Genomic DNA, 16876 nt, shown 5'->3' with positions numbered 1-16876 from the left:
CTATTCGAAATCATCTTCTTCGTCATTACTGCCATCATCAACAACTGCATCTTCTTCTTCATAAAGATCTTCATTTTCTTCATCTTCTAATAAATCTTCAGAGGTTTGAGATTCATTAAATTCTTCAGTTAATGCATCTAAATCAATTTCATTTTCATTATCATTATCAGATTGAACTTCGCCATCTTCACTTTCTTCTTTATACTCAGAATCAAGGATTGAAGTAAAGTATTTGATTGATGGTTTAATGTCATATTTTGAGTGTTCTTCAAAATTATCTAGAGCTGTTCCAGAAGGAATTTTTTTACCAACAATAATATTTTCTTTTAATCCTGTTAGATGATCTGTTCTTGATGAAATTGATGCGTTAACTAATATCTTGGATGTTTCTTGATATGATGCTGCAGCTAAGAACGAATCAGATAGAAGTGGAACTTGTTTTGCACCTTTGATGATTACATTTCCATAAGCAGGTTTTTTATTTTCAGATAATAGAGTGGCATTTTCTTCTTGATAATCAAAGATATCAACGATTGCTCCAGCAAAGAATTTCGAATCACCTGGTTCGCTAATAATGATTTTTGACATCATTTGTCTAATAATGATTTCAATATATTTATCACTAATTGCAATACCTTGAATTCTATAAATTCTTTGAATTTCTTTTAATAAGTAATTTTGAACAGTAATTACGTCTGTTAATGCTAATAATTCTTTTAGAATAATTGGACCTTCTGATAGTTTTTGACCTATTCTTACTTCGTCACCAACTGCAACTCTTAGTTTCTTATTAGTTTCAACTAAAACTTGTCTTACTACACTATCATTATCAGCATTTGTTGTTTGAATTGAAACAATGAATTCATTTTCAACTTTTTTACTCTTTTCAATCTCAACAATAACACCTTGGTATGGTGAGATTGTTGCTGGACGACCTCATGGTTGATCATGGGCATCAATTAATTCGATTAAACGAGTAAAACCACCAGTAATATCCTCAACTCCAGCTACCCCTCCAGTGTGGAATGTACGCATTGTTAGCTGGGTACCGGGTTCACCGATTGATTGCGCTGCAATAATACCAACTGCTTCACCAATGTTTACAACACGGTTAGTTGATAAATCTTTTCCAAAACAAACCTTACATACACCATTACGTGTGTTGCAACCAAGAATTGATCTAATTTCAACCTCAGTTATCCCTGCATCAATAATTTTTTGTGCAATCTTGTTTGTAATTAAAACATTTCTTTCACAAATTAAATTGTCTTCATCATCATAGATTGGTTTATTTGAAAATCTACCAATAATTCTTTCTTTTAGAGGAACAATAATTTGTTTTGTTTTATTATCAACGATATTTCTTGCTAAATATCCATATTCTGAATGACAATCTGCTTGTCTTACAACAATATTTTGCGCAACATCAACTAAACGTCTTGTTAGATATCCAGACTTAGCTGTATTGAGTGCTGTATCAGTTAATCCTTTTCTAGCACCGTGTGTTGATGAATAGAATTCGAATGCTGTAAGACCTTCAATGAATGAAGATTTAACAGGAACTTCAACTGTTGATCTAACAACTCTATCGTTTTTAGCATCAGCTTTTGTAGTTTTAGTGTTATTTGCCATCAATCCACGCATACCAGCTAATTGAACATAGTTAGAAATATTACCACGAGCTCCTGAATTAATCATTGTAATAACAGGGTTTTTTGGATTTTCTTTAATAATGTTTTCTAGTTCAGATTGAATCTTATCCTTTACTTCTGCTCATTTTTTGATTGTCAATGAGTAACGGTCATCATCAGTGATTAATCCTAAGTTGTAGTATTTCTTTAATTTATTAATATATTCATCACCTTCGGCTAAGTATTCTTTTTTCTTATTTGTTTCAAGAATATCTGAAAATGAGATTGAAATACCAGAAGTAGTTGAGTAATCAAATCCTAATTGCTTAATGTCATCAAGAATGGCTGCAACAATGTTTGTATAACTAAATCAAACATTATCAAGCATTTTTGCTTTTTCTTTAAATGAGATAGGAGAAGTATTTTCACCATAATATCTTTCTTTTGTATCATGTTGAATTTTTCTTTTTTCTCTTAGAACAAATTCAGTCAATAAATCAGCATGTTCTTTTTCTAATAATTGACCTTTATAAGTTTTAATTTTTAGAAACTCTAAAACAATATCTGATTCATTTAGATCATTGATTTTATCAATTACTTGTGCAACATCAGCAATACTGATTGTGGCAACATAGTTATCAAACATGTAACGAATGATTTTAGCGATATTCTTCTTATTAAAAGCTTCTTGTGTAGGAAGATTTTTAATATAGTTAGCAATATGAGTTCCAGCTTCAACTACATATGTATTCTTGAATTCATTTTTATAGTCATCTAAATTATTTGCCTTTGTGACTTTATTGTCATAAATGAATGGAAAATTCTTTGGAAAGACATTGTTGAAAATGAATTTACCGACAGTTGAAATCACATACAACTTCTTATTGATTGGAAAACCTCTAAATAATTTCAGACTCTTAACTTCTTCAGCTGGCAATGCAACTCTTGCATGTAATGAAACTTTTTTTGCTTCAAGTGTACGCATCATGTGGTCGTAGTCATCAAACACTCTACCTTCACCTAATGCATCTCTTTCTTCAATTGTTAGATAGTAAAGACCAATAATCATATCTTGTGAAGGGTTGATAATTGGTTCTCCATCTTTAGGTCCTAGAATGTTTTTGTTAGCTAACATTAGTTCACGACTTTCTAAAAGCGCTTGTTCAGAAATTGGAACGTGAACTGCCATTTGATCCCCGTCAAAGTCAGCATTGAATGGGGTACATACTAAAGGATGCAATCTAATTGCTTTTCCTCTAACTAAAACTGGTTCAAAGGCTTGAATTGATAAACGGTGTAGAGTTGGTGCTCTATTTAAAAGCACTAATCTTCCTTTGATTGCTTCAGCAATATGAGGTCAAATAATCGGATTTTGATCCTCAATAATCTTCTTTGCATTTTTTACAGTTGAAGCGACTTGTTGATCAATTAAACGTGCAATAATTCATGGTTCAAATAATTTTGCCGCCATTTCACGCGGAATACCACATTGATGCATTTTCAAATTAGGACCAACAACAATTACTGAACGTCCTGAATAATCCACACGTTTTCCAAGTAAATTTTGTCTAAAACGACCTTTTTTACCTGTTAGTGAATCTGAGATTGATTTGAATGGACGATTATCCTTTGATAAAACTGGATTTGGGCTTCTTCTTTGGTTATCAATTAAAGCATCAACTGCTTCTTGAATCATCCGTAGTTCATTTTGAATAACTAGAATTGGGGCATCCTTTTCTTGTCATTGTTGCAAACGATTATTTCTAATAATTACACGACGGTATAATTCATTGATATCTGAAGTGGAGTGTCTTCCACCATCAAGTTGAATTAAAGGTCTTAAGTCAGCTGGAATAACTGGAAGATTATAAATTAGCATATTTGTTGGAGATTGTTTAGATTCAATGAAAGCATTGATAACTTGCAATCTTTTATACAATTTTTCTCTTGCTTGTTTGGTAGTTGTTGCAAATCTACCTGGGTTTTTTGATTCTTGAACATTAAGTTCACGCACTTGTTTAGTTACAAGTTCTTTTTCAGCATTTAAATCAAGATTTTTTAATAGATATTCAATTGCTAAAGCACCAGTCATAATCTTTGCACTTGAATAATGTTCAATAACTTCATTTAATTCATAGAAATCAATTCCATATTCTTGACCAATCTTAGATGTTGCTTTTTCGACTAATTGCTCAATTGTCTCACTTATATCTTCATAAGCTTCTTTTTGGTCGGGATTTTTTGGATCAAAACGACTTAGTAATTCATCTAATGCCTCTTTATAAATAACAGCAGCATCATTGATTTCAATAATTAAGTTTTTAGGAAGTGATTTTAATCCCCCATCTTCAACGACAATATGATTTTTATAGTAGATTAAATTTTCCAATTCTTCTCTTCTAACTACTTCGCTAATGTTATCGCTTGAAATTCTTAAACCAAGTAATTTATAAAGAATTGAGTGGTCAACTTTAAAGTATCAAAAATGTACAACAGGACTATTTAGTTTAATGTGACCCATATGATTTCTACGAGCAATCTTAGGTAAAATTTGAACTTTTTCTTGCTTACACAATTCAGTTCTTGTACAGTATGAACCTTCATTGATTTTCTTATATTTATATCCACAAACAGGACATCTATAATCAATCATTGGACCAAAAATTATTTCATCAAACAAACCACCCTTTTCTGGTTTATATGATTTGTAATTAATTGTTTCAGGTTTTGTAACTTCACCATGAGATCATTTTTCAACATCCTCTGGAGTTGCTAACGATAGTGAAATTTTATTGATTTTTGCTTCATCAAATAAACTATATTTTAAATTATCTCTCATTATTCAACTCCTCCATCTCAATCTTGTTGGTACTTAGTATCAACTCTTTCTTTATCAATGTTACTATCATCTGCATCATCAATTGCTTCAAGTTTCATTCCTAAACCCTTTAACTCATGTACTAAAACATTGAATGATTCAGGCATACCAGGTTGTGGTAGTTTAGTTTTTCTTGCAAGAGCATTATATAGTTGGTTACGTCCATTAATGTCATCTGATTTATAAGTTAGAAATTCTTGTAATAGATTTGAAGCTCCATAAGATTCAATTGCTCATGTTTCCATTTCCCCAAATCTTTGACCCCCATTTTGGGATTTCCCCCCTAGAGGTTGTTGTGTAATTAAAGAATATGGACCAACTGAACGTGCGTGCATCTTATCATCAACCATGTGGTAAAGTTTTAAGTAATACATGATTCCAACTGATATTGGTTGATCAAAAGGTTCGCCTGTTCTTCCATCATAAACAGTTAGTTTTCCTGATGGAGCAATATTTGCTTCCTCTAAAATTTCTTTAATTTGATTATGTGTAATTCCATCAAAAATTGGTGTTACAAATTTTGTATTTAATTTTTTAGCAGCTAAGCCAAGGTGTAATTCAAGTACTTGTCCAATATTCATACGTGAAGGTACCCCTTGTGGGTTTAAAACAATGTCAAGTGGTGTTCCGTCTTCTAAATATGGCATTTCTTCAACAGGAAGCACAATCGATACAACACCTTTGTTTCCATGACGCCCTGCCATTTTGTCACCGACTTTAATTTTTCTTTTTTGTGCAATAGAAACCTTAACTATTTGTTCAATTCCATCTTCTAGAGCATCACCCATCTTGCGACTTAAAACGTCTACAGCAACAACGGTTCCATTGTGACCATGTTTAACTTTTAGAGATGTATCTTTTCTAGATGCAGTTTTTTGACCAAAAATGGCTGCCATAAGTTTTTCTTCAGGAGTAGGGTTTTCCTCACCTTTTGGTGATGTTCTACCAACTAATATATCTCCGGCTGACACTTCTGATCCAACTCTTACAATTCCATTTTCATCTAGGTGACGTTTTGAAAAGTTAGATACGTTTGGAATATCTGCAGTTAGTATATCTTCACCAGCTTTTGAATGTCTAAATTGGATTGTTTGTTCTTCAATATGAATTGATGTATAAACATCATCTTTAACTAATCTTTCGGATAAAACAACAGCATCTTCATAGTTAAATCCATGTCAAGTAGTAAAACCTACTAAAACATTTTTTCCAAGTGACATCTCACCATTTTTCATGGATGGTCCATCAACCAATAAGTCGCCTGCCTTAATTTCTTGATTTAATTTAACAAGTGGAACTTGATGAATCAATGTTCCTTGGTTTGAACGTTCAAATGTTCTTAGATAATATGAATCTACCTTACTTGATTCATTTCTTTTAACTCTAATTACATTAGCATCAACATAACTCACAATTCCATCATATTTTGCAGTTATATTTGTTGATGAGAATTTAGCTATATCTGCTTCAACACCAGTTGCTACTAAAGGCACTTCTGGGAATAATACCGGAACTGCTTGACGTTGCATGTTCGAACCCATAAGTGCACGGTTAGCATCATCATTTTCCAAGAATGGAATTGCTGAAGCTGCAATAGAGGTCATTTGACGGTTTGAAACGTCAATATAATCAACTTCTGAAGCAGGAACTTCAAGATATTGATTATCACGACGAGCAATGACATTGGTATCAACAATTAAATCGTCTTTAATTGATACTGTTGATTGTGCAAATGTATATCCTGCTTCTTCGATTGCTGTCAAGTATTGAACATTAGAAAAATCAACTTTCTTATTTTTAACTCTGAAATATGGGGTCTTAATAAATCCATATTTGTCAATATCAGCAAATGATGCTAAATTTAGAATCAATCCAATGTTTGGACCTTCTGGAGTTTCAATTGGACATATTCTTCCATAGTGGGTTGGATGTACATCACGAACCTCAAATTGTGCAGTATCACGATTTAGACCACCAGGTCCAAGTGATGTTACACGACGTTTATTAGAAATTTCAGCAAGAGGGTTACATTGATCCATAAATTGTGATAACTTAGATGTATTAAAGAATGATTTAAATTGATTAAAAATTGGTTTATTATTTGTTACATTCTTTGGCGTAATCTTAGAAATTTCCTTGGTCGAAATTCTTTCACGTGTATTTTTTTCTAATTTAATAAGTCCAATTCTAAATTGATTTTGTAATAACTCACCAATTGTAACAATTCTTTTATTAACAAGCGAATCCGGATCATCATCACTTCCAATGTTTGAAAGCAAGTTAAAATAATAAGAAATTGTTGCAACTAAGTCAGGAATTAATAAGAAGTTTTCATTCGAATTTGGATCATTACCTAAAACTTGAATCTTATTTGTGTCATTTAATAAATCATTTTCAGTAGGATACACAAAAACTCTAGATACTGAAAGTCTATTCGCTAAGTTTTCATTACCTTTAACTTCAATTTGATTTCCATACATTAAAGGAGTTGCGTCAGGTAATTTTCATAAAGGAAGAATACCAAGTCTAAATTCCTCAGCAATTTTTCTAGCAATATCTCAATTAATTAACAATCCACGGTTATATCTTACAACACCATCTCTATCTAATAAATCTTCAGCTAGATAGGTATTAACTAATCTTTCACCAATATCTAACTTACGATTTAATGTGAAACGACCAGTTTCAGTAAGACTATATCTTTTTTCGTTAAATAGAGTTAGAGGAATCAAATTACGTGCCGATTCAGCAGTCATTCTATCACCTTTTCTAATTAAACGATAAATTGTTTCTTGTGCATCGCGTGTAATTTCTTCATCTGAATTTCCAAGTGTTTTATCTCTTTTTAGAGTTTCATTTAACTCTGGAACTTCTCCGAACATTCTTTTGATTGATCTTTCACTAAAACCAAGTGCTTTTAAGAATGTTGTTAATAAGAATGATTTATTTTTATCAATATGAACCTTAATTGTGTCAGGATTAGATGAGGTTGTTTTGTGATATATTTCGACTCATGAACCAATTTGGGGAATAATTTCAACCTTATTGAATAAATCGTTAGCTTGTTTGTTTCTAACGTTTACACCAAAATATGCACCAGTTGAACGAATTAATTGGGAAGCAATAACTTTTTCAGAACCATTAATAATAAATGAACCACCATAAGTCATGATTGGAATTTCAGCAAAAACTACTTCTGCTGAAATTACTTCACCAGTTTCATCATTAATTTGTTTTAATCTTGCTTTTAATTTCCCAATGTAAGAAGATCCTTTTTGTTTTGCTTCTTTGATTGATTCGAACTCGGTTTTATTTGGATATTCAAACACTGCAGAGTTTTCAATGTATTCAATCTTAACTTTTCCTCTAGCTTCAATTGGATATATGTTTCTTAATTCTTTCTCAACACCTACATTTAAAAATTGTTCAACTGAGTCTCTTTGCATTTTTAAAAAGTCTGGGGTATCGAATTTTTTTTGACTAACTGAGTAGTCTCTACGTTCAGTGATTGGTCCAAATTTTCTTAAAACGTATTGTGATTTATCACTCATATCTAACCTCATATAAATTTATTTATTTTTTGTTTATTAGAATTCTACTAATGTTTTTTTTGCCCATATATATGCGCATATATACCTATTATAAAAAAGACAAAAACGGCTTTATAAAAGCTCGTTTTTTTATTTAATTTATTAGTCTAAAACAACTTCAGCTTTAGATTCAGCTAACTTAGCTTTAATTTCTTCAGCTTCTTCTTTCTTAACATTTTCTTTTAGTAATACTGGTGCTGATTCTACTAATTTTTTAGCATCCATTAAAGGTAATCCTAAAATATCTTTAACAGCTTTAATAACAGCTAATTTGTTTCCACCGTCTGATTTTAGGGTTACATTAAATAATGTTTTTTCTTCAACAGCTTCAGCTGCAGCTGGAGCAGCGGCTGCTACAACAGCACTAGGATCAATACCAAATTCTTCTTTTAGTCCTTCAACTAATTCCATTACTTCTTTGATATTCATTTCTTTTAGCGCAGAAACGAATTCTTCTTTTGTTAATTTTGCCATTTTTTATTATCTCCTTAAATTCTAGTTTATATTATTCAGATACTTTTCCTTGTTTTACTAACTCATTTAAACCGATAGCTAAATTTCTAATTGGTGCAAGCAATGAGTTTCCAAGAATCATAAGTGATTCTTCATATGAAGGAAGTTTGGATATTTCTAATAAAGTTTTTGCATCAACAACTTTGTTTTCATAAATTCCGGCAACTAATTCCAATGCAGGAAAATCTTTTTGAAACTTAACTAAAGCTTTTAGTGAACTTAAATCGTCTTGTTTTGCAAACACAAAAATATTTTGTCCAACTAAGAAATCATTTAAAGATTCATTTTCATCAGATTTTAGCGCTTGCTTTACTAAACGGTTTTTATAAACCTTTAAAAGCACACCATGCGCAGCTAATTCTCTACGAATAACTTGTAGTGAGGCTACATCTAAAGTCTTGTATGTAGCAACATATAGCGCTTTTGATTCTTGAAGATTTTTTGCTATTTCATCTACAACTAAAACTTTAGCATCTCTTAATGCACTCATTTTTTCCTCCTTACTAAATATTAATAAATTGCAATAACAAAAACATTTCACATACTTGGTAACATAATTAAGCTTTTTTTAGGCCGTTACTGTCTTCATATATTGCGTTAGCATTATATCATATTTTTTTTAAAAAAATAAGTCATAAAATTTTTTTGTCAAATTTAAAAAATCATAGCCCTTTAGCTATGATTAAACATCAATAAAAAACTTCTAATTTATATCCTTAATAAGTTAAGATATTACTAAATTTAAAATCAGGATTTTCTTTACTAATTCCATTTGCAAATAAATTGGTTTTAAAAGCATCCCCATATAGTTTCTTTAGTTCATCTTTATAGGATTTAGTTTGATCTTTTCCTCCACCATAAATTAGATCATATTGCGGCAGGTTATATTGTCCATAAAGACCTTGATAATTAAATCCTTCAGACCTGAATGCACTTGACAAACCAACTCTTCCAAATGAATTTGTCGCATAATAGATTGAAACAAGTTCATTATTTTGGTTTCGTATTGAAGAACCTGAAGCACCAGCGACTGGAGCATAACGTCTTGGCATATAACCTAATGAGATATTGATATATTTCTTGCCATCTAACTCATAAAATCCATCACCAAATTTAGGAACTGCTAAAAATGTATCAACTAACCCAGGTAAATTAGAAAATGTCCGATAACCAACATTGTAAGATAAAAAGTTTCCTTGATCTTTTTTGTTTTCAAGATTAAATATTTGTTGATTGATTTTTGATTCATAGTATTCATATTCTGAGTTAAATCAAAGACTAAAATTAATTCTTGCTTGTTCAAGTGCTAAAGCATCTTTGTATTGATCTAAATAAAAATCACCACTACTTTGCGGCCATCCAACTGCATATAAATATTCTTGATCTTTATTGAATTTTCCTTTCAGAGGAAAATCAATTTTTTTGTAATCTTTTAAATAAGAGTTTTTTACAAACTTAATTTGCTTGTCTTTATTATTAGCATAATTGTTTGTAATTTCTTTTGCTAGATTTTGCGCAAAGTTATTATCTTTTAGATGTAGGTATTTTTGGTCAACAAGATTTTCATTTGATAATGCACTAAAATTATTTATCTTTGTAAAATCAATCTCAAGGACAGCAAAGTCAGTAAATGCGCCATAATCTTTGTATTTTTCTCTTTGCTCAGGAATTAAGAATTTTGAAGGGTTGTCCTTTAAATAATCTACTCCATCAAAAACTTTTTTAATTGCATCTTTATTGTTGAAATAAAAAGTTGTGATATTATCATCTAATCTTGAAACATTTAAGTTAGTCCCTACTTTTAGATTACTATCAATCTTTGTAATTGCAAATGAAGTTAAATCTTTCGTTAGGGCTTTAGCAACGTGTGAATTAGTTCCAAAGTATCATTTTGTCGGATATCCATTTTCATTCAATTGGTAATCTAAAATTCACATTGTTCCATTTTCAGAAAGAGTATAACGATCTTCAGCAGCTAATGCTCTAAATTCAGTCACCTTTTTCTCAAGAATTTCAATTTCTTTTTGCAGTGTATGATTTGTATAATGATTTATATTTGCATCATATTGGCCAAGTTCTTCATTTTTCTTTTTAAGTAATCCTTGAGTTAGACTTGAATCACTATTATTTTTAATTCTTGCATCTCATTCAGAAGCAAGAATTTCTTTATTTTTTCTTAATTCTTCAATCTTTTGATTAATTAAATTCCTAAATTCTTGTTCTTTATTTTCTTTCTTTCAATATTCAATACTATTGGTTAACTCAGTAATTTCTTTAGTAAAAAGGTTTTTTCTTGTTAGATTAATTGAAAAAGTTTGTTTAGCAATATCAAGGTATTTTTCATTAACAATTTTTCTAGCCAAACCAGATGTTTTATAAACATCATTTTTACCAAGAGAATCAATTCAAGAAGGCATCTTACCTAATTCATTTCCTTCATAAAGTTCAATCCCTTCGACTTCATTTTTTTCATTATATGAAGGAAGACTGAATCCTTTTAGGGCTAAATTTTCATAGTTATCTTGACCAATTTTCGCTGCAGTTTGATTGAATTTATTAATTGCATTTGTTGAGGCTTTAACATTCTTTCTTCAATCACTTCAATCTTTTATTCCTAAGGATTTTTCAAGATATTCTTTTATATTGCTTAAATATTCATCATTATCTTTTTTAAATCTTTGATTTTGATCGGAATTGATGTATTTTGCTATTTTTATTTTATCTTTATTGTTACCTAAGGATTTAAGATATCTTGTGTTATTTAAAGAATTTGGTGACTTTTTCAAACCTAATAATCTATATTGAAAACTTTCTTGTTTCTTAGTATTTTTAATAGTAAAAATTACATTAATTATTGCTTCGTCATCCTTAAGTTCATCATGATCAATAATCACATTTGAAATTTGAAAATCAATCTTATTAAGTAAATTTTTATTTTTAGGAGTAATTGTAATATATAGTTCTTTTTCTTTTAATTCTTCTGGACTAAGATTTTTAATATTAGAATCTGGATGATTTTGAATGTTTAGATCAAAATGATCTTCAATATTATTTGAAGATGTTAAGTTCCTATAGTCATAATCAAATTCTTTATCTGAATAGGAGGGATCTCATTTTAGATTGCCATCTAAGTTATTGGTTTCATTCTTTTTGCATGACAATGCAACAAGAGGAGTACTCAAAAGAAAAATACTAAAGACTGGAAATAGAAATTTCCTATTATTTATTTTTTTCATCTTATTATCCTTATTTTAATTAGTTAAAAGTTTCATCAGAACTATCTTCAACATTAAAACCATATTTAGTTAGTTGATTTTTTAGTGCAATTGCATTTGAATCGACTTGAATTGGATTTCCAATCTCAGTTAGTTTTAAAAGAATTCTTAAATTACTTAGTGCTGAGGAACTAAGTTCACTGTTGCCAGAAATTCTAATACTTTGCGTTTCCAGCACATTACTAAATTCAATTTTAGCTTTTGGTGGACCTGGTTCATCATGCGCAATCACGCTATCAAATTGTGCATTATCAAGATCATCAGCACTAATTTCAAATCATTGTTTATCATTAAAGAATTTAACGTTCTTTAATTTTCTACTTCGATTAGATTCCTTAATATAATCAGAAAAAACTAGATGTTTTAAACTCTTAATTGAAGGTGCTCTTGAAAAATCAATTCTTGTAGGATAACTATTATTTCCTTCGTCAGTATCAGGATCTAACCCAGGACCAAAATTACCTTGAAAAACACCTTCGTTATTTCTTACATAGTAAGCCATCCGAAGACCTTCGTTTATACGTTTGAATTTCTCTTTTGGATCTGATTGTTCTTTTTTAATATCACTCTCTTCAAAAGCAAGAGTATTGAAAACAATTCTTGAAGCCATATCAAATTTTTTAGAATCAAGATTGATATTGTAATCAATTGTATTAACTCACGCAACCCCTCTTAATGCTAAAGGATTGATTGATCAATTATCTAGTAGTGCATTTCCAATTGTAAAGATTGATAATTCCTTGATTTCTTTATTTTCTAATTCAATTAATGCTTCAGTATTTGTTGCTCGATCATCAAAGAATAATTCAAGTTGGGGAAGCTTATTAGGTAAGGCTTTAAAGATTCTTCTAAAACTTTGATTAATATCTTTCTTACCCATATTTCGAATACGATATGAAGTTATTTCTATATTTTTAGATTGTAGATCTCTAATTAGTTTTTCAGTTTTTTCAAATCCAGCTTCGTTTGCTGCATCAATTTCAACCACATATCCTTTATTGATTGCAAGACCTGGGTCTTGTTTTTCTCTAGTTAATTCAGTAATCACAATCCCATCGTTATTACCGACATTGAATTCCTTGAATTTTTCATCATTTGTAACAATTCTTTTTGTTCAACCGGGATAATCCCCACTAGCAATATCACCTGAATTTCTTCCATAATATCCATCAATTGCAAATGCTCTTCTTTCTCGATTGTCTTTCTCTTGTCTTGTTGTAACTGAATTATATCCAGGGGCAGGAGAAAAGGCGTATGAAGATAACTCACCATTTTCATCAACATAAACATTATCAGCTGAAGCTGTATATCCTTGACCTAGATATTCAAGTGCTCCTTTTGATAATTTAGTAAACTTGCTATAATCTAAATTCTTAATTAATCAAGCATACTTTAAATCTTTTGAATCAAAATGAAGATTTTCTTTGTCTCTTCATTTTTTAGCGGCATCTTCGTTTAGGAAATTAACAACGTTTTCACTTTCAAGTAAACGTCAAAAACGATCAATCATTCGTTGTCATACATGACTGTTATTTCTAAAATATAAGTCAGGATCAAATTCCTTAGTTTTAGTTAGGGGAATATCATCACTTAAAAAAGTATTTGTATAGTTCTCTAAACTGCTTCATTCACCATTAACTAAATTTTTAACTGTTGCTTCCTTTAATTTTTCAGTTACTTCAATCCTTAGAACTTTTCCAACATGGTTATTAATATATGGAATTCTATTTGTAATCCTTGAATCAATATCACGTTTATCTAAAATTCTTTTTGGAGGTTTTTCAGCATGAAGAATTACTTTAACACCATTAATTACAACTTCTTTTATTTCAATATTATCTGAATCTAAATTACCGTTATTATTTGCATTTTCTATTGGTTTTGTTTCGTGATTTGACTTATCAACCTCAATTGGTTGAATTCTTTCTTCAATCTTATCTTCAGTAACAATTGGAGTCTTTAATTCTTTTAGATTATGATCAGAATTAGAAATTGAAGCATTGGATGAGTTAGCAAAACCACGATTAAAAATTTCAGGATTTGATTGATTATTATTGATGTAATTAATCCCTAAATGATTTCGATGATTAAGACTATAGACAAAAACTCCTAAGGGAATTGCTAGCAATGTAGCAATTCCTAAAGATAAAATCATTTTTTTAGTCTTTTTTGATTTAAAGGAACTCATAGATTACTTTTTCTCCTTAAGTTATTTAGGGGATTAATGCTTAATAAAATAAATAAATTATTTTAACAAAATTTAAACTATATTTATGCAATAAAATTCAATTATTAAAATAAAACTCATAACATTTTTTGGTTGCTATAAGTTTTATTTTAAAATCTAAAGTAAGAAATTATTTAATATCATCTCCAGTTAGAACTTTATTAAATTTGAAATCAGAAATTTCTTTATCTAGTCCTTCTTTAAATAGGTTAGTTTTAAAACTTCCATTTTGTTCTTTATACATTTCTTTAAGTGCATCCTTATAAGAACTCTTTTGGTCCTTACCACCACCATATATTAGATCATATTGAGGTAAATTGTATTTGCCATATAATCCTTCATAATTGAATCCTTCAGATCTAAATGCCACAGCCATACCAACACGCGCTGATGTATTAGTTGCATAATATACTGCAACTAATTCATTATTTTGGTTTCTTATTGAAGAACCTGAGGCTCCACCAATTGGAGCTCATCTACGAGGCATATAAGCAAGTGCCATATTAGCATACTTTTTACCATTAATTTCAATAAAATCATCACCTGCTTTTGGAGAAGCAATAAATGTATCTAGAACTCCTGGTTTATTTACAAATGAACGATAACCAATTTGATAAGATAAGAAATTACCACGTTTGAATTTTTCTAGGTTTTCAGGGCTAACGTATGAATTTTCGCCAGATACAACTGGTGACTTAAAGTATTCAAATTCAGTATTTGTTCAAAGACTAAATGAATGATCTTGTTGTTCTCTTTGATCATCATCAACATATCTTTCTAAATAATAATCACCTTTTGAAGAAGGCCATCCAACTGCATAAAGTTGATCAATATTACTATCTATTTTGCCTTTAAAAGGGAAATCGATTTTTTTGTAATCTTTAAGATATGAATCTTTTTTAAATTTGATGTGCTTATTAGTTCTATCTTTGTAATTATTAGTAATATCTTTAGCTAATTCTTCTGAAAATTTATCAGTTTCATTTTTTACATATGATTTTTTATCAAGAAGAGAATTGTTATTTGCAGTAATTGATAGATGCTCTTTTTTTATCTTTGAAAAGTCAATTTCAAGCACTGCGAAGTCAGCAAAGGAGTGCAAATCTCCAAATTTAGCCTTTGATTTTTCTGATAAGAATTTTTGTGCTTTATGATCATCTTTTAAGAAGTCAACACCATCAAATACTTTTTTTATTGCACCTTTTGCATCATTTGTAAACCCATAGGTATGGATCTTATCATCCAATCATGAAAGTTTCAATGTTGAACCAACTTTTAAATCATCACTAACTTTTGTAATTGAAAAAGTCTCCAAATTATCAGTTAGAGCTCTAGCAACATGTGAATTAGTTCCAAAATATCATTTTGTTGGATATCCTTGCTCATTAAGTTGATAATCTAGAATTCACATAGTTCCATTTTCTGGAATAAGTTCTTTCTTCTCTCTTTTATTTTCTTCAGCTTTTTTCTTAAATTCAGCTATTTGATCTGTTAAAAATTCAATATATTTATTGTTGTCTAATTCTTCATAATATTTAATACTTTTATCGTAGTCATCTAATGCTTTCTTTTTTCTTTCTTCTTCAGCATTTTTTAAAGTTTTGTCTAACTTTGCAATTTTTGCATCAAATTCTTTTTCAACAACTTGTTTATCTTTTTTTAGTTGTTCTAATTTATCCTTTTTTAATTTATCAAATTCATTAGTATTCTTTGTCAAATATTCAATATCAGATTCATTTTTTGCTATTTCGTTTTTTCAATCTCTTAAATTACTTAAACGTATTGAGTAGGTTTGCTTAGCAATATCTAAATAATGTTCATTAACAATTTTTCTAGCCAAACCAATTGAAGCATCAGGATTTTGTTTTCCAATAACATCAATTTCAGATGGTCTCTTTGGCATTTCTTGACCTTCTAGAATATCTAGTCCATCAATTTCTGACCCACCATTCTTATATGAGGGTAGACTAAAACCTTTATAAGCTTGATTTTCAAAAGTATCTTGACCTAGTTTTTTTGCTTTTTCATCAAATGTGGATATTTGAGTTGATGAAGCCTTAAGATCTTTTCTTAATGATTGTCATTCTTTAATTCCAGTTGCAAAAGCCAAATAATCCTTTAACCCTTTTAGATGTTTTTCATTATCAATCTTAAAACGCTCTTCTTGTGATTTTCTAATGTACTCATTAATTTCTTCATTTTTCAATGAAGAAGGAGTGTAATTAGAAGGCCTATTCCCACTTCGATCAGTATTATTTGGATTTGAAGCTAATCCATTCAAGCTAAAGGTCTTTACTTCCTGGGTTTTGTTTTTTTTGTTTTTATTATTAAATACAACAATAATCTCTGCTTCACCGGTGACATTAGCTCTTGGTTCTAATTTAATTCCATCAACTCTATAGTCAATTTGCTTCTCAAATTTCTTATTTTTAAATTTAAGATCTAAAAAACCTGGTTGCGATTGAAGTTCTGAAGCATATACATTATCTTTTTTACCTGAAAAGAATTTAGCAAAAGAAACTTCAAAAATATCTTCAAGATTTTTTCCATCAAAAGAAGCAATATCTTTCTTAAATTGGTCATCAGAGTAATTTTTATCTACTTCGTTATTTTTATTTTCACTGTCATCATTAATCTTGTTATTTTTTTCACAAGAAATTGCTAATAAAAATGGAACACTAAGCATTGCTGTTCCAATAAAAGAAAACAATATCTTATTATGCTTTAGATTTTTTTTCATAAGTTTTTTCCTTATTAATTAA

The 16876-nt window shown here is 29.7% G+C and carries 7 protein-coding genes; all 7 read right to left on the bottom strand.

What is annotated here, in order from left to right:
- Nucleotides 1-4470 (bottom strand): DNA-directed RNA polymerase subunit beta', encoded by a 4470-nt coding sequence (locus BCF89_RS07530; protein ID WP_111518047.1) that lies wholly within the window; start codon nucleotides 4468-4470, stop codon nucleotides 1-3.
- Nucleotides 4470-8060, bottom strand: coding sequence for a DNA-directed RNA polymerase subunit beta (gene rpoB, locus BCF89_RS07525; protein ID WP_111518046.1), 3591 nt, complete (start codon nucleotides 8058-8060; stop codon nucleotides 4470-4472). The genes BCF89_RS07530 and rpoB overlap by 1 nt, the downstream gene beginning before the upstream one ends.
- Before the next feature lie 141 nt (nucleotides 8061-8201).
- Nucleotides 8202-8573, bottom strand: coding sequence for a 50S ribosomal protein L7/L12 (gene rplL / locus BCF89_RS00585; protein ID WP_004424295.1), 372 nt, complete (start codon nucleotides 8571-8573; stop codon nucleotides 8202-8204).
- Nucleotides 8574-8604: 31 nt separating this feature from the next.
- Nucleotides 8605-9102 carry a 50S ribosomal protein L10 gene (gene rplJ / locus BCF89_RS00580; RefSeq protein ID WP_111518045.1) on the bottom strand — a complete coding sequence of 166 codons (498 nt, stop codon included), beginning with the start codon at nucleotides 9100-9102 and terminating at the stop codon, nucleotides 8605-8607.
- 226 nt (nucleotides 9103-9328) lie between these two features.
- On the bottom strand, nucleotides 9329-11848 hold the full coding sequence (mip, locus tag BCF89_RS07520; RefSeq protein ID WP_111518044.1) for an Ig-specific serine endopeptidase MIP: 2520 nt from the start codon (nucleotides 11846-11848) through the stop codon (nucleotides 9329-9331).
- A 19-nt stretch (nucleotides 11849-11867) separates the two neighbouring features.
- The gene (locus BCF89_RS07515; RefSeq protein ID WP_111518042.1) at nucleotides 11868-14075 is read right to left on the bottom strand and encodes a putative immunoglobulin-blocking virulence protein; all 2208 of its coding nucleotides are present in this window, start codon (nucleotides 14073-14075) and stop codon (nucleotides 11868-11870) included.
- Nucleotides 14076-14244: 169 nt separating this feature from the next.
- Nucleotides 14245-16854 carry an Ig-specific serine endopeptidase MIP gene (mip, locus tag BCF89_RS07510; RefSeq protein WP_111518040.1) on the bottom strand — a complete coding sequence of 870 codons (2610 nt, stop codon included), beginning with the start codon at nucleotides 16852-16854 and terminating at the stop codon, nucleotides 14245-14247.
- Nucleotides 16855-16876: the final 22 nt, after the last annotated feature.

The organism is Metamycoplasma auris (assembly GCF_003253435.1).
In the GTDB taxonomy this organism is placed as follows: Bacteria; Bacillota_I; Bacilli_A; order Mycoplasmatales; family Metamycoplasmataceae; genus Metamycoplasma; species Metamycoplasma auris.
Note: the sequence above shows the minus strand (reverse complement) of the source record. Positions and strands in the feature narration are given on the sequence as shown.